This window comes from Streptomyces sp. NPDC000594 (genome assembly GCF_040299965.1).
GTDB lineage: Bacteria > Actinomycetota > Actinomycetes > Streptomycetales > Streptomycetaceae > Streptomyces.
Genome location: NZ_JBEPCY010000028.1, coordinates 12,663 through 33,197 on the forward strand (window position 1 = coordinate 12,663; position 20,535 = coordinate 33,197).

At 73.1% G+C, this 20,535-nt stretch carries 19 protein-coding genes; 5 read left to right on the forward strand and 14 right to left on the reverse strand.

Translation table 11 applies throughout. The features are described 5' to 3' along the window. Positions 1-65: 65 nt before the first annotated feature. Positions 66-2,285: an NADP-dependent isocitrate dehydrogenase gene (locus tag ABT354_RS28520; RefSeq protein ID WP_351498932.1), complete on the reverse strand. Its 2,220-nt coding sequence runs from the start codon at positions 2,283-2,285 to the stop codon at positions 66-68. Between the two features lie 184 nt (positions 2,286-2,469). Between ABT354_RS28520 and ABT354_RS28525 the strand changes: the two genes are divergently transcribed. Beyond that, a complete protein-coding gene (locus ABT354_RS28525) occupies positions 2,470-2,925 on the forward strand; it encodes a carboxymuconolactone decarboxylase family protein (protein WP_351498934.1) in 456 nt (151 codons plus the stop codon). Here the strand turns inward: ABT354_RS28525 and ABT354_RS28530 are convergent. Together ABT354_RS28530 and ABT354_RS28535 are read right to left on the reverse strand one after the other, a co-directional pair. After that, complete coding sequence (locus ABT354_RS28530; protein ID WP_351498936.1) at positions 2,885-3,388, reverse strand: hypothetical protein; 504 nt, start codon at positions 3,386-3,388, stop codon at positions 2,885-2,887. The genes ABT354_RS28525 and ABT354_RS28530 overlap by 41 nt on opposite strands. A gap of 122 nt (positions 3,389-3,510) precedes the next feature. Further along, positions 3,511-4,206 carry an MFS transporter gene (locus ABT354_RS28535; RefSeq protein ID WP_351498938.1) on the reverse strand — a complete coding sequence of 232 codons (696 nt, stop codon included), beginning with the start codon at positions 4,204-4,206 and terminating at the stop codon, positions 3,511-3,513. Positions 4,207-4,244: 38 nt separating this feature from the next. On the opposite strand from ABT354_RS28535, the gene ABT354_RS28540 reads away from it, so the two are divergent. Beyond that, the gene (locus ABT354_RS28540) at positions 4,245-4,922 is read left to right on the forward strand and encodes a CGNR zinc finger domain-containing protein (protein ID WP_351498940.1); all 678 of its coding nucleotides are present in this window, start codon (positions 4,245-4,247) and stop codon (positions 4,920-4,922) included. Here the strand turns inward: ABT354_RS28540 and ABT354_RS28545 are convergent. Then, positions 4,912-6,351: an aminotransferase-like domain-containing protein gene (locus tag ABT354_RS28545; RefSeq protein ID WP_351498942.1), complete on the reverse strand. Its 1,440-nt coding sequence runs from the start codon at positions 6,349-6,351 to the stop codon at positions 4,912-4,914. The genes ABT354_RS28540 and ABT354_RS28545 overlap by 11 nt on opposite strands. Here ABT354_RS28545 and ABT354_RS28550 point away from each other — a divergent pair. Further along, on the forward strand, positions 6,350-7,357 hold the full coding sequence (locus ABT354_RS28550) for a DMT family transporter (RefSeq protein WP_351498943.1): 1,008 nt from the start codon (positions 6,350-6,352) through the stop codon (positions 7,355-7,357). The genes ABT354_RS28545 and ABT354_RS28550 overlap by 2 nt on opposite strands. A gap of 134 nt (positions 7,358-7,491) precedes the next feature. Next, on the forward strand, positions 7,492-7,683 hold the full coding sequence (locus ABT354_RS28555; RefSeq protein WP_351498945.1) for a DUF1918 domain-containing protein: 192 nt from the start codon (positions 7,492-7,494) through the stop codon (positions 7,681-7,683). A gap of 162 nt (positions 7,684-7,845) precedes the next feature. Here the strand turns inward: ABT354_RS28555 and ABT354_RS28560 are convergent, their stop codons facing one another. After that, positions 7,846-9,105: a glycoside hydrolase family 10-like protein gene (locus ABT354_RS28560; RefSeq protein WP_351498947.1), complete on the reverse strand. Its 1,260-nt coding sequence runs from the start codon at positions 9,103-9,105 to the stop codon at positions 7,846-7,848. 170 nt (positions 9,106-9,275) lie between these two features. Between ABT354_RS28560 and ABT354_RS28565 the strand changes: the two genes are divergently transcribed. Further along, positions 9,276-10,136 (forward strand): 3-hydroxybutyryl-CoA dehydrogenase, encoded by an 861-nt coding sequence (locus tag ABT354_RS28565; protein WP_351498949.1) that lies wholly within the window; start codon positions 9,276-9,278, stop codon positions 10,134-10,136. Positions 10,137-10,199: 63 nt separating this feature from the next. Here the strand turns inward: ABT354_RS28565 and ABT354_RS28570 are convergent, their stop codons facing one another. From ABT354_RS28570 to infC, 9 genes are all read right to left on the reverse strand, one after another. Beyond that, a complete protein-coding gene (locus ABT354_RS28570) occupies positions 10,200-10,730 on the reverse strand; it encodes an NUDIX hydrolase (protein WP_351499074.1) in 531 nt (176 codons plus the stop codon). Positions 10,731-10,870: 140 nt separating this feature from the next. After that, positions 10,871-12,211, reverse strand: coding sequence for an NsdA family TPR-like regulatory protein (locus ABT354_RS28575; protein ID WP_351498951.1), 1,341 nt, complete (start codon positions 12,209-12,211; stop codon positions 10,871-10,873). A gap of 452 nt (positions 12,212-12,663) precedes the next feature. Next, a complete protein-coding gene (gene pheT, locus ABT354_RS28580; RefSeq protein WP_351498953.1) occupies positions 12,664-15,222 on the reverse strand; it encodes a phenylalanine--tRNA ligase subunit beta in 2,559 nt (852 codons plus the stop codon). After that, positions 15,222-16,343 (reverse strand): phenylalanine--tRNA ligase subunit alpha, encoded by a 1,122-nt coding sequence (gene pheS / locus ABT354_RS28585; RefSeq protein ID WP_351498955.1) that lies wholly within the window; start codon positions 16,341-16,343, stop codon positions 15,222-15,224. The genes pheT and pheS overlap by 1 nt, the downstream gene beginning before the upstream one ends. A 284-nt stretch (positions 16,344-16,627) precedes the next feature. Continuing rightward, a complete protein-coding gene (locus ABT354_RS28590) occupies positions 16,628-17,794 on the reverse strand; it encodes a sensor histidine kinase (protein WP_351498957.1) in 1,167 nt (388 codons plus the stop codon). Between the two features lie 138 nt (positions 17,795-17,932). Next, complete coding sequence (locus ABT354_RS28595; protein WP_351498959.1) at positions 17,933-18,769, reverse strand: TrmH family RNA methyltransferase; 837 nt, start codon at positions 18,767-18,769, stop codon at positions 17,933-17,935. 206 nt (positions 18,770-18,975) lie between these two features. After that, on the reverse strand, positions 18,976-19,362 hold the full coding sequence (gene rplT / locus ABT354_RS28600) for a 50S ribosomal protein L20 (protein WP_323448328.1): 387 nt from the start codon (positions 19,360-19,362) through the stop codon (positions 18,976-18,978). Between the two features lie 129 nt (positions 19,363-19,491). Further along, a complete protein-coding gene (gene rpmI, locus ABT354_RS28605) occupies positions 19,492-19,686 on the reverse strand; it encodes a 50S ribosomal protein L35 (RefSeq protein WP_073920388.1) in 195 nt (64 codons plus the stop codon). Positions 19,687-19,810: 124 nt separating this feature from the next. Then, complete coding sequence (gene infC / locus ABT354_RS28610) at positions 19,811-20,527, reverse strand: translation initiation factor IF-3 (RefSeq protein WP_351499076.1); 717 nt, start codon at positions 20,525-20,527, stop codon at positions 19,811-19,813. Positions 20,528-20,535: the final 8 nt, after the last annotated feature.

Genomic DNA, 20,535 nt, shown 5'->3' on the forward strand with positions numbered 1-20,535 from the left:
GGTGGAACGGGGCGCGCCCCCGGCGTGAAGGCCGGGGGCGCGTCCGTGGAACCGGGTGACCGGGCTCAGCCGAGCTGGGCCAGGGCCGCGTTGAACGTCGCCGAGGGACGCATCACGGCCGACGCCTTGGTCACGTCGGGCTGGTAGTAGCCGCCGATCTCGACCGGCTCGCCCTGCACCGCGATCAGCTCCGCGACGATGGTCTCCTCCTGCGCGGCGAGGCCGGTGGCCAGCTCCGCGAAGGACTTCGCCAGCTCCGTGTCCTCCGTCTGCGCGGCCAGCTCCTGCGCCCAGTACAGGGCGAGGTAGAAGTGGCTGCCGCGGTTGTCGATGCCACCGAGGCGACGGCTGGGCGACTTGTCCTCGTTGAGGAAGGTGGCCGTGGCGCGGTCGAGGGTGTCGGCGAGCACCTGGGCACGGGCGTTGCCGGTGGTCTGCGCGAGGTGCTCGAAGCTGACCGCGAGGGCCAGGAACTCACCGAGGCTGTCCCAGCGCAGGTAGTTCTCCTTGACCAGCTGCTGGACGTGCTTGGGGGCGGAGCCGCCCGCGCCGGTCTCGAAGAGGCCGCCGCCGTTCATCAGCGGGACGACCGACAGCATCTTGGCGCTGGTGCCCAGCTCCAGGATGGGGAAGAGGTCGGTCAGGTAGTCACGGAGGACATTGCCGGTGACGGAGATGGTGTTCTCGCCGCGGCGGATGCGCTCCACGGAGAGCTTGGTCGCCTCCACCGGGGAGAGGATCCGGATGTCCAGGCCGTCGACGTCGAACTCCGGCAGGTACTGGCGGACCTTCTCGATGAGCCGGGCGTCGTGGGCGCGCTCCTCGTCCAGCCAGAAGACGGCCGGGTCGCCGGTGGCGCGGGCGCGGCTGACGGCCAGCTTCACCCAGTCCTTGATCGGGGCGTCCTTGGTCTGGCAGGCGCGGAAGATGTCGCCCTGCGCGACCTGCTGCTCCAGCAGGACGGTGCCCTGGGCGTCGAGGACGCGCACGGTACCGGCGGCGGCGATCTCGAAGGTCTTGTCGTGGCTGCCGTACTCCTCGGCCTTCTGCGCCATCAGACCGACGTTGGGCACCGAGCCCATGGTGGCCGGGTCATAGGCGCCGTGGGCGCGGCAGTCCTCGATGACGGCCTGGTAGACCCCGGCGTAGCTGCTGTCCGGGATGACGGCGACGGTGTCGGCCTCCTGGCCGTCCGGGCCCCACATGTGGCCGGAGGTGCGGATCATGGCCGGCATGGAGGCGTCCACGATGACATCGCTCGGGACGTGCAGGTTGGTGATGCCGCGGTCGGAGTCGACCATGGCGAGGGCCGGGCCCTCGGCCAGCTCCGCCTCGAAGGAGGCCTTGATCGCGTCGCCGCCCGCCAGGGACTCCAGGCCCTTGAGGATGCCACCGAGACCGTCGTTGGGGCTCAGTCCGGCGGCGGCCAGCGCGGCGCCGTGCTCGGCGAAGGTCTTCGGGAAGAAGGCGCGCACCACATGGCCGAAGATGATCGGGTCGGAGACCTTCATCATGGTGGCCTTGAGGTGGACCGAGAACAGGATGCCCTCGGCCTTGGCCCGGGCGACCTGGGCGGTCAGGAACTCGCGCAGCGCGGCGACCCGCAGCACGGAGGCGTCGACGACCTCGCCCGCGAGGACCGGGACCGCGTCGCGCAGCACGGTGGTGGTGCCGTCCTCGCCGGTCAGCTCGATCCGGAGCGAGCCCGCCTCGGAGATCACCACGGACTTCTCGGTGGAGCGGAAGTCGTCGGCGACCATGTGGGCGACATTCGTCCTGGAGTCGCCGGTCCACGCGCCCATGCGGTGCGGGTGGTTACGGGCGTAGTTCTTGACCGACGCGGGGGCGCGGCGGTCGGAGTTGCCCTCGCGCAGCACCGGGTTCACGGCGCTGCCCTTGACCTTGTCGTAACGGGCGCGGATGTCGCGCTCCTCGTCGGTCTTCGGGTCGTCCGGGTAGTCCGGGAGGGCGTAGCCCTGCGACTGAAGCTCGGCGACGGCCGCCTTCAGCTGCGGGATGGAGGCCGAGATGTTCGGCAGCTTGATGATGTTGGCGCCGGGGGTCTTGGCCAGCTCGCCCAGCTCCGCGAGGGCGTCGTCGATGCGCTGGCTCTCCTCCAGACGCTCGGGGAAGCTCGCGATGATCCGGCCCGCCAGGGAGATGTCCCGGCTCTCCACCCGAACACCGGCCGTCGAGGCATACGCCTCGACCACCGGCAGGAACGAGTGCGTGGCCAGGGCAGGGGCCTCGTCGGTGTGCGTGTAGATGATGGTCGAGTCAGTCACCGGGTGCTCCGCTCCACGTCTGCAACATTGCTCGACATCAAGATATCTCGTCGATGGGGGCTCCTCGAAAGAGCCCTCCGCTGTCACATTTCCCGGGCCTGCCGCGTCCAGGGGGTGACGGCCCGCTTCCGGCGGGCCCGGCCCGCGGAACAGCGGGTCCACTGAGCAGCGGAAGGAACATCCCATGCAGGCACGGATCAAGAACCCGGTGGCCCTTTTCCCGACGGTCTACCCGGCGGTCCAGGAGATCCTGAAGGCGGCGGGGGAGGGCGGTGTGCCGGAGACCACGATGCATCTGCTCCACCACCGGACGAGCCAGATCAACGGCTGTGGCTTCTGTGTGGTGGGCGGGGTCGCGGCGGCGAAGAAGGCGGGGGAGACCGATGAGCGGCTGCACGCGGTGACGGCCTGGCGGGACGCCCCGTACTTCACCGACGCGGAGCGGGCCGCGCTGGAGCTGGCCGAGTCGATGACCCGGCTGAGCGACAGCTCGGACCCGGTGCCGGACCGGATCTGGGACGCGGCGGCCGAGCACTTCGACGAGAAGCAGCTGGGGTCGATCGTTCTGATGGTGGGCATGACCAATCTCTTCAACCGGGTCAATGTGGCCACCCGCCAGGTCGCCGGTCCGACCTGGTAGACCCGGCGGACCGCGGGCTTCCGTACCCCCGTGCGCACCGGGGGGTACGGAGCGCCGCGCCCAGCGCCACGGCCAGCAGATGGATCCCGGCGGCGGCCAGCAGCGCGCCGGTCGGGGACCAGGGCGCCAGCTGACCCGCGAGGGCGGCGCCGGCGGCGAAGCCGGTGAGTTTGAGGCTGGCGCCGGTGGTGAAGACCTGGCCGCGCAGCCCGGCGGGGGCCTCCCGGTGGCGGATCGCGAACACGGCGGTGAGCTGGGGTCCCTCGGCGAGCCCCAGCAGTACGGCGGCGAGGAGCAGCGCCGGAGGGCCCAGCCGGGGGGCGGCCGCGGCGAGCAGACAGGCCAGGGCGAGGACGGCGGCGCCCGCGACCAGGACCGTGTCGGGCCGGAAGGGGGCGGGGCGCCGCGCGATCAGGGCGTTCGCGGCGAGGGCCACCGGACCGGCGACGGCGGGCAGCAGCACTCCGTACGCCGGGTCGCCGAGTACCTGCCGTCCCAGCAGGGGCAGCGAGGCGACGAGGACGCCCTCGGCGGCGCAGCAGACGGTGGAGACGGCGGTCGCCCGCGCGAGTGGCCGGATCCCGATCAGCGCCCTGGCCCCGCGATCAGTTCCTCCCGTACCGACCGGCCCGTCACCTCCCGTACCGACCGGCCCGTCACCTCCTGTACCGACCGGACCGTCCCGGGGTCCTTTCCGGGGGCCGCCGGGGCACCGCTCCCCTCCGGCGCGGGGGCCGGGGCCACCGGGAGGAGGAGGGCGGCCGGGACGGCGAGGGTCATCAGGGCGAGGGCCAGGGTGAGCGCCAGGGGGGCGCCCAGAAGGAGGGCGAGGCCGGCGGCGAGGGCCGGGCCCGCGAGGCCGGCGAGGGTGAAGCTCATCGCGTCGAGGGCGTTCGCCCGGGGCAGCCCATCGCCCGCCACCAGGGTGGGCAGCCGCGAGGACCACCCTCCGGAGAGGGCGGGCCCGAGCAGTCCCGCGCAGACCGCGACGGCCAGGATCCAGCCGTACGGGAGGTGCCCCAGCCCGGCCGGCAGCACGGCGAGGGCCGCCGCATGGCCGCCGATGGCCCAGGCGAGCAACCGCCCCGGGCGCGGCGAACGGTCGAGCAGCGCCCCGACGACCGGCCCCCCGACCGCCGCGGCGGCGGTCGCCCCCGCCAGCAGGGCCGCACCCGGGCCCGCCGACCCGGTGGCGGCGAGTCCGACGAGGAGCAGCGCGGGTCCGGACATCTCGTCCCCGGTACGGGCGGCCAGCGCCCCCAGCATGTAACGCTTCAGCACTTCGGGCACGTTACGCAGGTAACTCAATCCTGCGCCAGATGCGTTACATTCGCCGGGTGATCGATCCGTCCCCGCACCCCGCGCCCGGGGCCGCCCGGCTCTCCGTCCGGTCCGCCGCCGAGCGGACCGCGGCCCTGGTCAATGTGCTGACCGGCGCCGACCCCACCGCCGATGAGGTCACCCGGGTGCTCCGCGAGCACGGGGAGGCGGTCCCGGCCGAGGGGCTCGGCGCGGACGGTCTCACCGGGCTGCGCCAGGCCGCCGCGCTGCTGCGTACGGTCTTCGCCGCCACCGGCCCCGACGAGGCCGCCGCCCGGCTGAACGGGGTACTGGCCCGGACCCCCGGGCCGCTGCGGCTCACCTCGCACGGCGGCACCACCCCCTGGCACCCCCATCTCGACCGCGACGACGAGGAGGCGTCCTGGGGCGAGTGGCTGCTCGCCTCCTCCGCGCTCGCCCTGACCGTGCTGGTCTGGGAGCGCCAGCGGCCACCCGGCGGGGTGTGCGCCTCACCCTCCTGCGGCCGGGTCTTCCTCACCTCGGGCGGTGGCCCCGAGCGCCGCTACTGCTCCCGGCGGTGCGCCACCCGGGAGCGGGTCGCGGCCCACCGCCGCACCGCCCGGCACCGGGCCGCACCACCGGGCGGAGAGCCGGGCGGGAAGCGGGACAGGGAGTCGGGCAGGGGGCCGGGGGCCGGGCGGGGAGTCAGCGCATGACCTCGTCGAGGGCGGTACGGAGTCTGCGCACCCCCTCGGCGATCTCGGAGGCGCCCGCCACCCCGGCGAAGCTCAGCCGCAGATGCCCCGCCGGGGGCTCGGCGCAGAAGTAGGGACGGCCCGGCGCCGGGGCGACCCCGGCCCGTAGCGCCGCCGCGACCAGGGCGGCCTCGTCGGTGCCGTCGGGCAGCCGCAGCCACAGATGGAACCCGCCGCCGGGCAGCTGCGGCAGGGACAGCTCCGGCAGCCGCTCCCGCAGCGCCGCGGTCATGGTGGAGCGCCGGGCCCGCAGCTCGATGGCGAGGGCCCGCAGATGGCGGGTCCACGCGGGCGTCCCCACCAGCTCCAGGGCGGCTTCCTGGAGGGGCCTCGGAACAAAGAAGTTGTCCACGACATGGATGGCCCGCAGCCGCTCCAGGACGGGCCCCCGCGCGGCGAGCATCCCCACCCGCAGACTCGGCGAGGTCACCTTGGTCAGGGAGGTGACATGGACGACCACCCCGTCCGGGTCGTCCGCCGCGAGCGGCGCGGGCAGCGGGCCCGCGTCCTCGTGGACCAGCCGCCGGGCGAAGTCGTCCTCGACCACGAAGGCCCCGGCGGCGCGAGCGATCCGCAGCACCTCGCCCCGGCGGGCGGGCGCCAGCACCGCGCCGGTCGGGTTGTGGAAGAGCGGCTGGCAGACGAGGACCCGGGCGCCGGTGGCACGGAAGGCGGCCTCCAGCAGCTCCGGGCGGACCCCGTCGGCGTCCACCGGGACGGGGACGGGGCGCAGCCCGGCGGCGCGGGCGATGGCGAGCATCCCCGGATAGGTGGGCGACTCGACCAGCACGGGCGCGCCGGGCGGGGCGAGCGCCCGCAGGGCGCAGGTCAGCGCGGACTGGCCGCCCGCGGTGATCAGGACATCGGCCGCGCCGACCGGGCCGCCGACCCCCCGGGCGAACCAGGCGCGCAGCTCGGGCAGTCCCTCGGTGGGCGGGCGGCCCCAGGCACCGGGCCGCCGTCCGGCGCGGGCGAGCGCCGCCGCCAGGGCCTGTTCGGGCTGGAGCCCGGCGGGGAGATAGCCGCCGTTGAACTCGATGACACCCGGTGGCGGTTCGGCGAGGGTGACCAGCACCCCGGAGGCGTCGACGGAGCGCGGCACCCGGTCGGGGGCGGACTCCGCGCTCAGGGCGACCTCCTGCCAGGAGGTGTCGCCGAGCGGGACCCCCTCGCCCACCCGGGGGCGCGCCCGGTAGGCGCCGGCGCCGGGGCGGGTGACGACCAGCCCCTCGGCGGCCAGCTGGGCGAGGGCCCGGGAGACGGTCACCGGGGAGACGCGGTAGCGCTCCACCAGGGACCGGCTCGATGGCAGTTTCTCATCGGGAGAGTAGCGGTTCAGCTCCTGCTTCAACCTCGAAGCCAGCTCAGCGACGCTGGTACGCTCATGCATGACAGCACAGGATAGCGCTACTGGCACCACTGCGATAGCGGTCACCGGGCCCGGCGAAGCCCCGTACCGGGCGGGCGTCACCCGGCCCCAGGCGGCGGCCGACGCGGCAACAAAGACCGACGCGGGGACAGCTGCGGGCACCGGCGCGGGCGCGACCGGCGGCACCCTCCTCGCCGGCCTCGGTGTGATCGCCTTCTCCCTCACCTTCCCCGCCACCGCCTGGGGCCTGGACTCCTTCGGCCCCTGGTCCCTGGTGACCGCCCGCTGTGTCCTCGCCGCACTGATCGCGGGCGGCTTTCTGCTGGCCCTGCGGGTCCCGCTCCCCGACCGCCGCCACTGGGGAGGGCTCGCCGTGGTCGCCGCCGGGGTCGTGGTGGGCTTCCCGCTGCTGACCACGCTGGCGCTCCAGACCTCCACCACCTCCCACGCCGCCGTGGTGGTGGGCCTGCTGCCGCTGACCACCGCCGCCTTCGCGGCCGTCCGCACCGGCCGCCGCCCCTCCCGTACCTTCTGGCTGGCCGCCCTCGCCGGGGCCGCCGTGGTGATCACCTTCACCGTGGCGGAGAGCGGCGGCACCCTCCAGCGGGGCGATCTCTATCTCTTCGGGGCGCTGCTGGCCTGCGCCGCCGGCTACACCGAGGGCGGCAGGCTGGCCGGGCACCTGCCGGGCTGGCAGGTGATCGGCTGGGCGCTGGTGTTCTGTCTGCCGCTGACCCTGGCGGGCGGTGCGGTCGCCCTCGGCCTGGAGCCGGTGGAGCCGACGGTGCGCGGGGTGGCCGGACTGCTCTGGGTCGCCGTGATGTCGCAGTTCGTCGGTCTGTACGTCTGGTACCGGGGCATGGCCGCGATCGGTATCGCCCGCGCGAGCCAGCTCCAGCTCGCCCAGCCGCTGCTCACCCTGGTCTGGTCGGTGGCCCTGCTGGGCGAGCGGCTCGCCCCCGCCGCGCCGCTCGCCGCCATCGGGGTGCTGGTCTGCATCGCGGTGACCCAGCGCGCCCGCAGCTGACCCCCGGTGGGCGCCCGCCGGGCCGCCGCGCGCCGCGGATGCGGGCCCGCCCTCCGTCCGTAGACTCGGTTCCACGGGGACCCGGTTCCCCGAGACCCGGTTCCCCGGGCACGTAGTCGAGGAGGTCTCTCCTGATGCAAGCGAGCGTGGGTGACAAGCTGCTGGTGCACGGGCGGATCGTGGGGCAGCACGACCGGATCGCCGAGGTGGTCGAGGTGCTGGGCCCCGAGGGCTCCCCTCCCTACCGGGTCCGTTTCGAGGACGGCCACGAGACCGTGATGTCCCCCGGCCCGGACTGTGTGGTCCGGCCGCACGAACCCGCCTGACCCCGCCCCCACCGGCGGCTCACCCCTGACCCCGGCACCGGCGCACCCGGGGCCCGGCCGTACCGGGTCCCGGCACGGTCGGAGACGGCCCGGTCGCCAACGGCCCGGCGGGTCGCCCGGCCCGAGCGACCCGGCCCGAGCGACCCGGGCCGGGCCCGGGGATCAGCGCGGCGGCCGGACCCGGGTCGGATAGTGGTCCGCCACCACCCTCGCCATCGCCCCGTTCCGGTCCGTACCGACCTCCTTGGCCGAGAAGTAGCAGTGCCCCCGGACCTCCGGGTACTCCCCCGCCAGGGTCAGATGCCGGGACAGCTCCGCCGGATCCTGCCAGGGCGCGGGCTGCGCCGGGTCGCCCGCCTTGTAGAGCGCCTCGCCGATGTAGAGGTCGACCCCCGTCCCCCGGACCGTCTCGCTCCACCACGGGACCAGCTTGGCGTAGTCGGCGGCGGCGAAGCCGATGTTCCAGTAGACCTGCGGAATGATCTGGTCGATCCACCCCTCGCGGACCCATTTACGGGTGTCGGCGTGGAGATCGTCGTAGGTCTGGACCCCGGCACGGGTGTCGGAGCCCTCCGGGTCGGTGGCCTTGTTGCGCCAGACCCCGAAAGGGCTGATCCCGAAGGCGGTCCCCGGGCGCACCGTCTTGATCCTCCCGGAGATCTCCCGGATCAGCCGGTCGGTGTTGTCCCGGCGCCAGGCCGCCCGGTCCGCGAAGCCACCGCCGTACCGCGCGAAGGCGGCGGCGTCGTCGAAGGTCTGCCCGGCCACCGGGTACGGGTAGAAGTAGTCGTCGAAGTGGACGGCGTCCACGGGGTAGCGGCGGACGGCGTCGAGCATCGCGTCCTGGACGAAGGCCCGGACCTCCGGGAGCCCGGGGTTGTAGTAGAGCTTTCCGCCGTACGGCACGATCCACTCGGGGTGCAGCCGCGCCGGGTGGTCGGCCACCAGCCGGGACGGGTCGGTGTGCATCGCCACCCGGTACGGGTTGAACCAGGCGTGCAGCTCCAGACCCCGGGCATGGGCCTCCCGGACGGCGGTGCCCAGCGGGTCCCAGCCGGGGTTCCGCCCCTGGGTCCCGGTCAGATACTGGGACCAGGGCTCATGGGGCGAGGGCCACAGGGCGTCGGCGGTGGGCCGCACCTGGAGCACCACCGCGTTCAGCCGGCGGGCGACGGCGGTGTCGAGATGGGCGATCAGCTCCGCGCGCTGCTGTGCGGCGGTCAGCCCGGTCCGCGAGGGCCAGTCGCGGTTGGTGACGGTCGCCAGCCACATCCCCCGGAACTCCCGGCAGGCCGCGCCGCCGCCCCGGCCCGGGGCCCGACCGGCGCGGATCTCCCCCGCCAGGGCCTCCCCGGCCACCGTGAGCCCGGCGAGCGCACCCGCCGCCGTAGCAGTGAAGGCTCTTCTTCCGAAATGTGTCATACGCCACCCCGCTTTGGACGCTTCTCCTGGTCAGCATGCCCGCCCCGGGCCCCCGTGCACCGGCCCGGTCGGAGTAACGTCGGGGAATCGGCCGGTTCCGGCACCCCAGCGGGACACGCCGACGGACCAGCAGCACTCGGATCATCGAAAGGCACGAGGTGACGGACACAATGGCCGACATTGCACGCGTCGGAGTGGTGGGCTGTGGCCAGATGGGCGCGGGCATCGCGGAGGTGTGCGCCCGCAGCGGTCTGGAGGTCAAGGTCGCCGAGACCACCGGCGAGGCACTGGAGTTCGGCCGGACCCGGCTGCTGAACTCGCTGGCGAAGGCCGCCGAGCGCGGCAAGATCAGCGAGGCGGAGCGGGACGCCGCCCTGGAGCGGCTGAGCTTCACCACCGACCTCGGCGAGTTCGCCGACCGTGATCTCGTCATCGAGGCGGTCGTGGAGAACGAGCAGGTCAAGACCGAGATCTTCCAGGTGCTCGATCAGGTGGTCACCCGCCAGGACGCCATTCTCGCCTCGAACACCTCCTCCATCCCGCTGGTGAAGCTGGCGGTCGCCACCTCCCGGCCGGACCAGGTCATCGGGATCCACTTCTTCAACCCGGCGCCGGTGCAGCAGCTGGTGGAGCTGATCCCGGCCCTCACCACCTCCGAGGAGACCGTCAAGCGGGCGGAGGCCGTGGTCGGGCAGGTACTCGGCAAGCACCCCATCCGCGCCCAGGACCGCTCCGGCTTTGTGGTGAACGCGCTGCTGATCCCGTATCTGCTGGCCGCGGTCCGGATGTTCGAGTCCGGCATCGCCGGCCGGGAGGACATCGACAACGGGATGGAGCTGGGCTGCGCCCACCCGATGGGGCCGCTCAAGCTGGCGGATCTGATCGGTCTGGACACTGTGGCCTCGGTGGCGGACTCGATGTACGAGGAGTTCAAGGAGCCGTTGTACGCCGCTCCCCCGCTGCTCCAGCGGATGGTGGACGCGGGGCGTCTCGGCCGGAAGACGGGCTCGGGCTTCTACCCGTACCCCTGATGCGGTGACCGAGCCGGGCCGAGCCGGTCCGAGCCGGTCCGGGCCGGGACGCCCCGGCCCCGGTCAGCCCAGCCGCAGAGCGTGCAGCATCAGCAGCCCGGCCGCCATATTGGCGGCCGGGACCTCACCCCGGGCGACCATGTCGGGGACGAGTTTCAGCGGGATCCACTCCCGGCGGGAGGACTCGAAGCCGTCCTGCGGGGGCCCGGTGTAGCTGGCGCTCTCGGCCCAGTAGAGATGGTGACGGGCGTCGGTGAGCCCGTTCGACGGTTCGACGGTGACCAGATGTCTGAGCGGACCGGGGCGCCATCCCGTCTCCTCCTCCATCTCCCGTGCCGCCGCCACCGGGATCTCCTCGCCGTCCTCGACCACACCGGCGGCCAGCTCCCAGCCCCAGCTGTCGGTGATGAAGCGGTGGCGCCACAGCAGCAGCACCTCATTGGCCTCGTTGACGGCGGTGGCGATGGCGACCGGCCGCATCCGGATGAGGAAGTGGTCCAGACGGCTGCCGTCGGGGAGCGCCACATCCGCGAGCCGGACCCGGAACCAGCGATTCTCATACACAGTTTGTTCGTTTAAGTTCGCCCACTGCATGTTCTGTTCCACCTTTCGACCGGTAGGTGGCAACATCGCAGCAGGCGTTTCCCGCACCGGAAAGGCACCCTCCGGGCGGACCGACGGCCGGTCACCGCCGGCCCCGTACCCGCCCTCGGAGGGCGCGCGCCGCGGCAGGCTCACAGGGGGACGCGCAGCGCCCCGTCGATCAGCTCGGCGGCGTCCCGCGCCGGGGCCGAGCCGCTCTCCACCAGCTGCTCCCGCACCACCCGCAGCCGGTCCCGCAGCCGCTGCGACTCCATCCCCCGCGCCTGCTCGGCCATGGCGGCGGCGGTGACGGCCGCCCGCTCCGGCTCGCCCCGGCGCAGCTCGATCCGGCAGAGCATGGCGAGCCGGTGCACCCTCCCCCGGTCATGGGCGGGCGAGCCGACCGCCGCCGCCGCGTGCCCATGGGCCGCCCGCACCTCCCCGAGGTACAGCAGCGCCTCCGCGACCTGGACATTGACCAGCCCCGGCTGGACATAGCCGGTCTCGTCCGGCTCCCGCCCCGGCAGGATCAGCCCGGCCTCCCGCTCCGCGTGCCGGATCCGGCGCAGCGCGGCGGCCCCGTCCCCGAGATGTGCGTACGCCTTGGCCTGCATCGCGTAGAGATCGGATGCGAGGGCGGGGGTGATGGTGCGCCCGGCCGCCCGCAGCGCCGCCTCGGCGAAGGCGACCGCCTGCCGGTGCTCCCCCATGAACAGCGACTGGTTGACCAGCAGGGCGATGACATAGGCGCCGAGCCCCCGGTCGCCGCTGGCCTTGGCGAGCCGCAGCGCCTGGTGGAAGTAGCGCTGGGCGAGCCCCTGGGCGTCGGAGTCGTAGGCGCAGATACCGGCGACCGCGACCAGTCCCCCGGTGGCCCGGTGCAGCTGCCGGCCCAGGGCGTCGTTGTACGAGCCCCGCAGCAGCGGCGCGGTCTCGGAGCTGAGGAAGCCGGCGATCCGGGCGCGGGTCGCGATGCCGCCGCATCTTCGGTACATCAGCTCGTAGTGGGCCCTGGCGGTCCGCAGCAGGGCGATATCGGCCGGGGAGACGGCGGTACGGCCCGCCCGGGAGACATCGGCGTCCTCGGGCGGGTTCTCCCACTCCCAGACCGGCATCACGGCGGGGGTGCCGGTGACGGCGGGGGCCTCGATGACATGGGGGCGCTGCTGTTCGTCCGAGCGCCAGAGCGCGGTGGCCCGTTCCACGAAGCCGGAGAGGGGGGAGCCGGGAGCGCCGTCCGGGTCCCCCGGGGTGCCGAGGCCGATGTCGGCGAGGGAGACCGCGCGTCCCAGCCGTCCGGCGAGCACCTCGCATATGAGGTCGGGGACCTGTCCCCGGGGGCGCTGGCCCTTCAGCCAGCGGGCCACGGCCGTGTGTTCGTACCGCAGGGTCAGTCCCCGGGCGCCGCCCGCCCGGTTGACCCGCGCGGCGAGACCCGCGCGGGAGAATCCGGCCTCGTCCAGCAAGGCGTCGAGCAGGGTGTTGGGCTGCATGGGGCCCTCCGGAGACTCGGTGGGCCCAGCGTAGTGGAGTCCGCTTCACACGGGGTGTGAACGGAGTGCCCAGGGCGGGACGTCGCGCGCTCTCCCGCCGCCCGGGGCGCGGAGGTTGACTGAGACGTCCTCTCACAGAGGCGGCCGGACCACCGGGCTCCCCCTCGTACAGTGCGGTGGTCGTCCTTCGCCCCGTTCGTCCCGTCGACCTGCCCGACACTCCTCGGCGGGACGGGCGGCGCCGGCCGCGCGACGGCCCTCCGGGGCGCCCGGCCCCGTACGACCCACGTCGGGGCGCCCGTGCTCGGACCGGTGAACCTTTCCGGTCACGGCACTGAGGGCCGTCGTCGGGTGTCTTCCCCCACCTCGCCTTCTGTGTGAGGCCCCCAGCACGAACGGAAGGGGAGCACCCGGTTCCCCGGGTGCTCCCCTCACATGTACCGCTGTACCGGTCAGGCGCCGCGCAGCACCGCTCCGGTGGCGTCGGCGGCACGGGCCACCGCCGCCTCACGGGCCGCGGTCGCCTCCTCCACCGTCAGCGTCCGGTCCTGGGCACGGAACCGCAGCGCGTACGCCAGCGACTTCTTGCCCGGCTCGACCTGGTCACCGGTGTACACATCGAACAGCCGGATCGACTCCAGCAGCGCTCCGGCGCCCAGCCGCAGCTGCTCCTCCACCGACGCCGCGGGGACGTCCTGGTCGACCACGAGCGCCACATCCTGGGTGGCGACCGGGAAGGTGGAGATCCGGGGCGCGGTCACGACCTCGTCGGCGGCGCGCGCCAGGAGGTCGAGGTTCAGCTCCATGGCGCAGGTACGGGCGGGCAGCCCCAGCGCCTTGGTGACCCGGGGGTGCAGCTCGCCCGCGTGACCGACAGTCGTCCGCTCCCCGTCCACGACGGTGACCAGCGCGGCGCAGCGGCCCGGGTGCCAGGGGCCGTACTGGGCCTGCTCGGTCAGGAGCGGTGCGCCGGTCTCCCGGGCGACGGTCCGCGCCGCCTCGACGGCGTCGGCCCAGTCGGCCGGGCGGCCCTTGCCCCACCAGCCGGAACTCTCGTGCTCACCGGTGAGCACGGCGGCCGCATGGCGCGGCTGCACGGGCAGGGCCGCGTCGAGACCGGCGATCTCCTCGTCGGTGGGCCTGCGGTCGACCGGGAGGACGGCGGCGGTCCGGGGCGTCGCGAGCGGGTGGAAGACCAGCCCGGTCTCGAAGAGCGCCAGATCGTGGCTGCCGCGTCCGACATTGCGGCGCAGCGCCCCGAGGAGTCCGGGCAGCAGCGTGGTGCGCAGCGCCGGCTCCTCGTCGGAGAGCGGGTTGACCAGCTTCACGACCCGGCGGTTCGGGTCGTCCTTCGCCAGCCCGAGCTGGTCCAGGGCCTGCTCGCCGATGAAGGGGTAGTTCGGCGCCTCCACATAGCCGGCCCCGGCCAGGGCCCGGCCGACCCGGCGGTGCAGCCGCTGCCGGGTGGTCAGTCCGCGCCCGGCGGGCGGGCGGGGCAGCGTGGAGGGCAGGTTCTCGTACCCCTCCAGCCGGATGACCTCCTCGGCGAGGTCGTTGGGGGCGGCGAGGTCGGGCCGCCAGGACGGGACGGTGACGATCAGCTCGTCCTGCCCGTAGACATCGCAGCCGACGTCCTGGAGGCGGCGGACCACGGTCTCCCGGCCGTAGGCGACTCCGGCCACCCGGTCGGGGTGGTCGGCGGCCATGCTGATGGTGCGCGGCGCCGACGGGGAGCTGACCTGGGTGACGCCGGGCTCGGCGGTGCCGCCGCCCAGCAGGACCAGCAGATCGACGGTGCGCTGTGCGGCGGCGGCCCCGGCCTGGGGGTCGACACCGCGCTCGAAGCGGCGGGACGCCTCGGAGCCGAGCCGGTGACGGCGGGCGGTACGGGCGATGGTGACCGCGTCGAAGTGGGCGGACTCGACGACCACCTCGGTGGTGCCCTGGATCCGGCCGGTCTCCGGGTCGGCGACGGCGTCGGCGATCTCGGTGTTGGCGCCGCCCATGACGCCCGCGAGCCCGATGGGGCCGCGGTCGTCGGTGATGACCAGGTCGTCGGCGTCCAGCACGCGGGCGACCCCGTCGAGCGTGGTCAGCTTCTCGCCGGGCTCCGCACGGCGGACCCCGATCGCGCCCTGGACCCGGGTGCGGTCATAGGCGTGCAGCGGCTGACCCAGCTCCAGCATCACATAGTTGGTGATGTCGACGGCGAGCGAGACCGGGCGCATCCCCGCCTTCTGGAGGCGGCGGCGCAGCCAGATCGGGGAGTGCGCCTCCGGGTCGAGGCCGGTGACGGTGCGCGCGGTGAAGCGGTCGCAGCCGATGGGGTCGGCGACCTTCACCGGGTAGCCCTGGGTGTTGGGGCCGGGCACATCGAGGAGGGCCGGGTCGCGCAGCGGCAGCCCGTAGGCGGTGGCGGCCTCGCGGGCGACCCCGCGCAGCGACAGGCAGTAGCCCCGGTCGGGGGTGACGGCGATGTCGAGGACCTCGTCGTACAGCTCCAGCAGGGCGGTGGCGTCGAGGCCGACCTCGTACTCCGGCGGCAGCACGATGATGCCGTTCGTGCCGTCGTCGCCCATGCCCAGCTCGTCGCCGGAGCAGATCATGCCCCGGGACATCCGGCCGTAGGTCTTGCGCTCGGCGATCCGGAAGTCGCCGGGGAGGACGGCGCCGGGGAGGGCCACGACGACCTTGTCGCCGACGGCGAAGTTCCGGGCGCCGCAGATGATCTCCTGCGGCTCGCCGGTGCCTCCCCCAGAGCCTCCGGCCTGGGAGGTGCCCCCAGCCTGCCCGACATCGACGGTGCAGTGGCGGATGGGCTTCTTGAAGTCGGTCAGCTCCTCGATGGTGAGGACCTTTCCGACGACCAGGGGGCCGGTGAGCCCGGCGCCGAGCTGCTCGACGCCCTCGACCTCCAGGCCGGCGGCGATGAGCTTGGCCTGTACGTCACGGCCGGTCTCCGTCACCGGCAGGTCGACGTACTCCCGCAGCCAGGAAAGCGGGACCCGCATCAGATCTCCATCCCGAACGGCCGGGTGAACCGGATGTCACCCTCGACCATGTCTCGCATGTCCTCGACGTTGTGGCGGAACATCAGCATTCGTTCGATGCCGAAGCCGAAGGCGAATCCGCTGTACTTCTGGGGGTCGACCCCGCAGGCGACGAGCACCTTGGGGTTGACCATGCCGCAGCCGCCCAGCTCGATCCAGCCCTCGCTGGAGCAGGTGCGGCAGGGCCGGTCCGGGTTGCCGACGGAGGCCCCCCGGCAGACGTAGCAGACCATGTCCATCTCGGCGGACGGCTCGGTGAACGGGAAGAAGTTCGGCCGCAGCCGGGTCTTCATGTCCGGGCCGAAGAGCGACTGGACCATGTGGTCCAGGGTGCCCTTGAGGTCGGCCATGGTCAGGCCCTCGTCGATGGCGAGCAGCTCGACCTGGTGGAAGACCGGGGTGTGGGTGGCGTCCAGCTCATCGGTGCGGTAGACCCGGCCGGGGCAGATGACATAGACCGGGGGCTCGCGGTCGAGCAGCGAGCGGATCTGCACCGGGGAGGTGTGGGTACGCAGCACCAGGCCCGAGTCGGCCGAGCCGTCGGGGGCGGCGACGAAGAAGGTGTCCGCCTCGCCCCGGGCGGGGTGGTCGGGGCCGATGTTCAGCGCGTCGAAGTTGAACCACTCGGCCTCGGCCTCGGGGCCCTCGGCGACCTCGTAGCCCATGGCGACGAAGACGTCCTCGATGCGCTCCGAGAGCGTGGTGAGCGGGTGGCGGGCGCCGGCCGGGACCCGGTCGTACGGGAGGGTGACATCCACCGCCTCCTCGACCAGCACCCGGGCGTCGCGCTCGGCCTCCAGTTCGGCCTGGCGGGCGACGAGGGCCTTGTTCACCGCGCCCCGGGCCATGCCCACGCGCTTGCCGGCCTCGGCCTTCGCCTGCGGCGGCAGTGCGCCGATCTCGCGGTTGGCGAGCGCGAGCGGCGAGGTCCCGCCGGTGTGCGCGACCTTCGCCTGGGCGAGCGCGTCGAGGTCGCCCGCGGCGGCGAAGGCGGCGAGCGCCTCGTCCCGCATGCGCTCGATCTCTTCCGGTTTCAGTGACTCGACCTCGACAGGGTCGTACGACTTGTTGGGTGCCGACATATCTTCCCGTGCTTCCGATTGGCTGGTGCTGCGCTGGATGCTGCCTTTACCGGGGGACACCCCCGGACCTGTGTGCGCCGCTCGGTGTGCGGGAGCGCTGTACAGGTGCCAAGGGCCGAGTCTAAGGGGCGGGCAGAGGGTATCGGTCCGGCGCCCGCTCCGGGCCGGACCGCGGTCCGCCCCCGGAGGACGGTCCTGACGACCGTCCGTGACCTTGGATGACGGCCCGTACGCGCGCCCGGGAGGGCGCCGCTGAGTACGGGCCGGGAGCGCCCGTGGACGGCTCAGGCCAGAAAGGCCGGGGCGCCCACGGGCAGGATAAATCGGAACTCGGCGCCACCGCCGGGTCCGCGGCCGACCGTGATGGTGCCGCCGTGCGCCTCGACGATCCCTTTGACGATATAGAGGCCGAGACCGGTGCCGCCGCGCTTGCTGCCCCGCCAGAAGCGGGTGAAGACACGGCTCATCGACTCCTCGGGGATACCGGGGCCCTCGTCGCTCACGGTCACCGCTGTCCCCCTCTCGCCCGGTACGCCGTCCTCGCCGTCCGCGCCGGTACCGCCCGGCGCCATCGTGGGTGCTACATCGATGGTGACGGTTCCGGCGCCGTGGCGCACCGCGTTTTCCAGGAGGTTGCCCAGGATCTGGTCGATCTTGTCGGGGTCGGCCCAGAGCATGGGGAGGTCCCGCCGGATCCGGACGAAGAAGCGGTCGGCGCCCTCTCCGCTGGCCACATGGGCCTGCACATGGCGGCCCACGGCGGCGGCGATGTCCACCGGCTGGCGGCGCACCTCCAGCCGGCCCGAGTCGATACGGGAGATGTCCAGCAGCTCGGCGATGAGCCGGGTGACCCTGTTGGCGTCGGCGTCGACGGTCTCCAGCATCAGCCGCTTCTGGTCGTCGGTGAACCGCTCCCACTTCGCCAGCAGGGTCGCCGTGAACCCCTTCACCGAGGTGAGCGGGGAGCGCAGCTCATGGGCGACGGTGGCGATCAGCTCGGCGTGGCTGCGCTCGCTGCGGCGGCGGGCCTCGGTGCCCCGCAGGCTGATCACCAGCCGCCGGACCGGGCCGGTGGGGCGCTCGCGCACATACCGTACGGAGACCAGGATCTCGCGCCCGCCGGGCAGCAGCAGATTGCGCTCGGGCTGGCCCACCCGGGTGGCGAGTCCGCCGTACGGGTCGGTCAGGGGCCACCAGCGGCGGCCCTTGAGGTCCTCCAGCGGCAGCGCCCGCTCCAGCGGGAGGCCGAGCACATCGGCGGCCTTCACGGCGGTGATACGGGCCGCGGCGGCGTTGAAGCAGATCACCCGGGACCGCTCGTCGGCGATGACGAGGCCGTCGGGAAGGTCGTCGGGGTCGACCCCGAACACACCGGGTCCCGGCCCTGCCCCGTCCAGGGGGCACAGCAACGCGCCGTGTGTCTCCGCGGGCCTGCTCGTCCCGACAGTCATCCCGTTATCCCCACCTCTCGGCCGACGCTCAGTGGGCCCCCGAGCCCGTCACCCTACTAGCTGCGTGTGACTGTGCGGAGCCCTTGAGCGAGTAGTCCCCTCAGTGAGCCCCGCTTGTTCCCGTGAGCCCCTCGCGGTTCAGCGCGCGCCCCCGGTGCGCTGGGCGCGCGCCGAGGCATACAGACAAACGGCCGCGGCGGTCGCGAGGTTCAGACTCTCGGCCTTTCCGTGGATCGGAACCCGTACGACGGCGTCGGCCAGGGCACGGGTCTCCGCCGGGAGTCCCCAGGCCTCATTGCCGAAGATCCAGGCGGTGGGCGAGCCCATGGTGCCCGCGTCCAGCTCGGCGTCGAGGTCGTGCTCGCCCGCGCCGTCGGCGGCGAGGATGCGCACCCCGGCCTCGCGCAGGCCCTGGACGGCCCGCTCCACGGGGACCCCGACGGCCACCGGGAGATGGAAGTGGGAGCCGACGGAGGCGCGGACGGCCTTGGGGTTGTAGAGGTCCACGGAGGCGTCGGTGAGGACCACGGCGTCGGCCCCGGCGGCGTCGGCGCAGCGGAGGACGGTTCCGGCGTTCCCCGGGTCGCGGACGTTGGCGAGGACGGCGACCAGCGTGGGCCGGGAGCGGATCACGGCGTCGAACGGCGTGTCCAGGAAGCGGCAGACGCCCACCAGGCCCTGCGGGGTGACCGTGGTGGAGATATCGGCGATCACGGCCTCGTCGGCGAGATGCACCCGTGCCCCGGCGGCCTCGGCGGCGCCCAGGATGTCCGCGTACCGCTCGGCCGCCTCCACCGTGCTGAACAGCTCGGTCAGGGTCGGCACCCCGGCGGTGGCGTGCGTGGCGGCCTCCCGGACGGCCTGCGGCCCCTCGGCCAGGAACAGCCGGTCCTTGCCGCGGAAGTTCCGCTTCGCCAGCCGGCGGGCGGCGGCGACCCGGGGGGAGCGCGGGGAGATCAACTCGGGGGCGGCCATGGACTCACTTTCGTCGGCACGGTTCGGCGGCACGGTTCGTCGGGGCGATGGGGCGACCCGGGGCCGGAGGGCGGTGCGGGCCCGCGGGCAGCCGGGCACACCGGGGCCGCCCGTGCGCACCGGGTGCCGGCGCGCGGGGTGTCAGACGCACGGGACCCGCAGGCCCGAGGGCCTGCGGGTCCGGAAGCTCACACCTGGCGGGAGGCTCAGGCAGCGGCCTTCGGCGCGTTGACGTCGGCCGGGAGGGCCTTCTGCGCGACCTCGACCAGCGCGGCGAACGCGTTGGCGTCGTTGACGGCCAGCTCGGCCAGGATCTTGCGGTCCACCTCGACGTTGGCGGCCTTCAGACCCTGGATGAGGCGGTTGTACGTCATGCCGTTCTGGCGAGCGGCGGCGTTGATCCGCTGGATCCAGAGCTGACGGAAGTCGCCCTTGCGCTTCTTGCGGTCGTTGTAGTTGTAGACCAGGGAGTGGGTGACCTGCTCCTTGGCCTTGCGGTACAGGCGCGAACGCTGACCGCGGTAGCCGCTGGCCTGCTCCAGGATCGCCCGGCGCTTCTTGTGGGCGTTGACTGCCCGCTTGACGCGTGCCACTTGTTTAACTCCTTGTAGCGGGGTCGGTGCTCATACCCTGAGGCCACCCGACCCGAGTTCGAATAGGTCCCGGTCCTGACTGTCCTGCGGGCCTGCGCACTCCATCACCGGAGGGCGCGGGCCGGGACGTCACTTGCCGAGAAGCTTCTTGATCTTCTTGGCGTCGCCCGGAGCCATCTCCGCGGTGCCCGTGAGGCGGCGCGTCAGCGTGGACGGCTTGTGCTCCAGCAGGTGGCGCTTGCCGGCGCGCTCACGGAGCACCTTGCCGGTGCCGGTGATCTTGAAGCGCTTCTTGGAACCGCTGTGCGTCTTGTTCTTCGGCATCGCGCCGTTATCTCCTCGTCAGTGGCGCTCCCCCGGTGCGCGGGCACCGCGTGCGGGGAGCGTCAGATGCTTGATGTCTGGATCCGGGCGGAACCCGGGGCCCCCTTGCGGCGGCCCGGCGGGATCACTCCCCGGAAACCTCGTCCTCGACCGGCGCTTCGACCGGTGCTTCGGCCGGGGCCTCGGCCTCGGTGTGCAGACCCTTGGCCTCCGCCTTGCGTGCGGCCTGGGCCTCACGCGCCTCGGCCATGGCCTCGGTCTTCTTCTTGTGCGGGCCAAGAACCATGATCATGTTCCGGCCGTCCTGCTTCGGGTTCGACTCGATGAATCCGAGGTCCTCGACATCGGAAGCGAGACGCTGGAGCAGACGGAAGCCAAGCTCGGGGCGGGACTGCTCACGACCACGGAACATGATCGTGATCTTGACCTTGTCGCCCTGCTTGAGGAACCGGACGACATGACCCTTCTTGGTGTCATAGTCGTGCGGGTCGATCTTCGGCCGGAGCTTCATCTCCTTGATGACCGTGTGCGCCTGGTTCTTGCGCGCCTCACGGGCCTTCATGGCCGACTCGTACTTGAACTTCCCGTAGTCCATGAGCTTGCACACGGGCGGCCGGGCGTTCGCCGCGACCTCGACCAGGTCAAGGTCGTACTCCTGTGCCAGCTCCAGTGCCTTGGCGAGCGGAACGATTCCGACCTGCTCACCGCTGGGACCGACAAGCCGCACTTCCGGAACGCGAATCCGGTCGTTGATGCGGGGCTCTGCGCTGATGGATCCTCCTCGGTAGCACCACGCGGCCGAATGGCAGCCGACCGCGCAACGTCTGTTTGGTAAGACCAGCCGCGCCA

Coding starts and splice junctions, on each gene's coding strand:
- rpmI (WP_073920388.1), bottom strand. CDS start 19,686: ATGCCGAAGAACAAGACGCACAGCGGTTCCAAGAAGCGCTTCAAGATC.
- ABT354_RS28570 (WP_351499074.1), bottom strand. CDS start 10,730: ATGCAGTGGGCGAACTTAAACGAACAAACTGTGTATGAGAATCGCTGG.
- ABT354_RS28525 (WP_351498934.1), top strand. CDS start 2,470: ATGCAGGCACGGATCAAGAACCCGGTGGCCCTTTTCCCGACGGTCTAC.
- ABT354_RS28540 (WP_351498940.1), top strand. CDS start 4,245: ATGCGTTACATTCGCCGGGTGATCGATCCGTCCCCGCACCCCGCGCCC.
- pheT (WP_351498953.1), bottom strand. CDS start 15,222: ATGCGGGTCCCGCTTTCCTGGCTGCGGGAGTACGTCGACCTGCCGGTG.
- ABT354_RS28550 (WP_351498943.1), top strand. CDS start 6,350: ATGACAGCACAGGATAGCGCTACTGGCACCACTGCGATAGCGGTCACC.
- ABT354_RS28590 (WP_351498957.1), bottom strand. CDS start 17,794: ATGACTGTCGGGACGAGCAGGCCCGCGGAGACACACGGCGCGTTGCTG.
- ABT354_RS28545 (WP_351498942.1), bottom strand. CDS start 6,351: ATGCATGAGCGTACCAGCGTCGCTGAGCTGGCTTCGAGGTTGAAGCAG.
- ABT354_RS28555 (WP_351498945.1), top strand. CDS start 7,492: ATGCAAGCGAGCGTGGGTGACAAGCTGCTGGTGCACGGGCGGATCGTG.
- ABT354_RS28575 (WP_351498951.1), bottom strand. CDS start 12,211: ATGCAGCCCAACACCCTGCTCGACGCCTTGCTGGACGAGGCCGGATTC.
- ABT354_RS28595 (WP_351498959.1), bottom strand. CDS start 18,769: ATGGCCGCCCCCGAGTTGATCTCCCCGCGCTCCCCCCGGGTCGCCGCC.
- pheS (WP_351498955.1), bottom strand. CDS start 16,343: ATGTCGGCACCCAACAAGTCGTACGACCCTGTCGAGGTCGAGTCACTG.
- ABT354_RS28560 (WP_351498947.1), bottom strand. CDS start 9,105: ATGACACATTTCGGAAGAAGAGCCTTCACTGCTACGGCGGCGGGTGCG.
- ABT354_RS28565 (WP_351498949.1), top strand. CDS start 9,276: ATGGCCGACATTGCACGCGTCGGAGTGGTGGGCTGTGGCCAGATGGGC.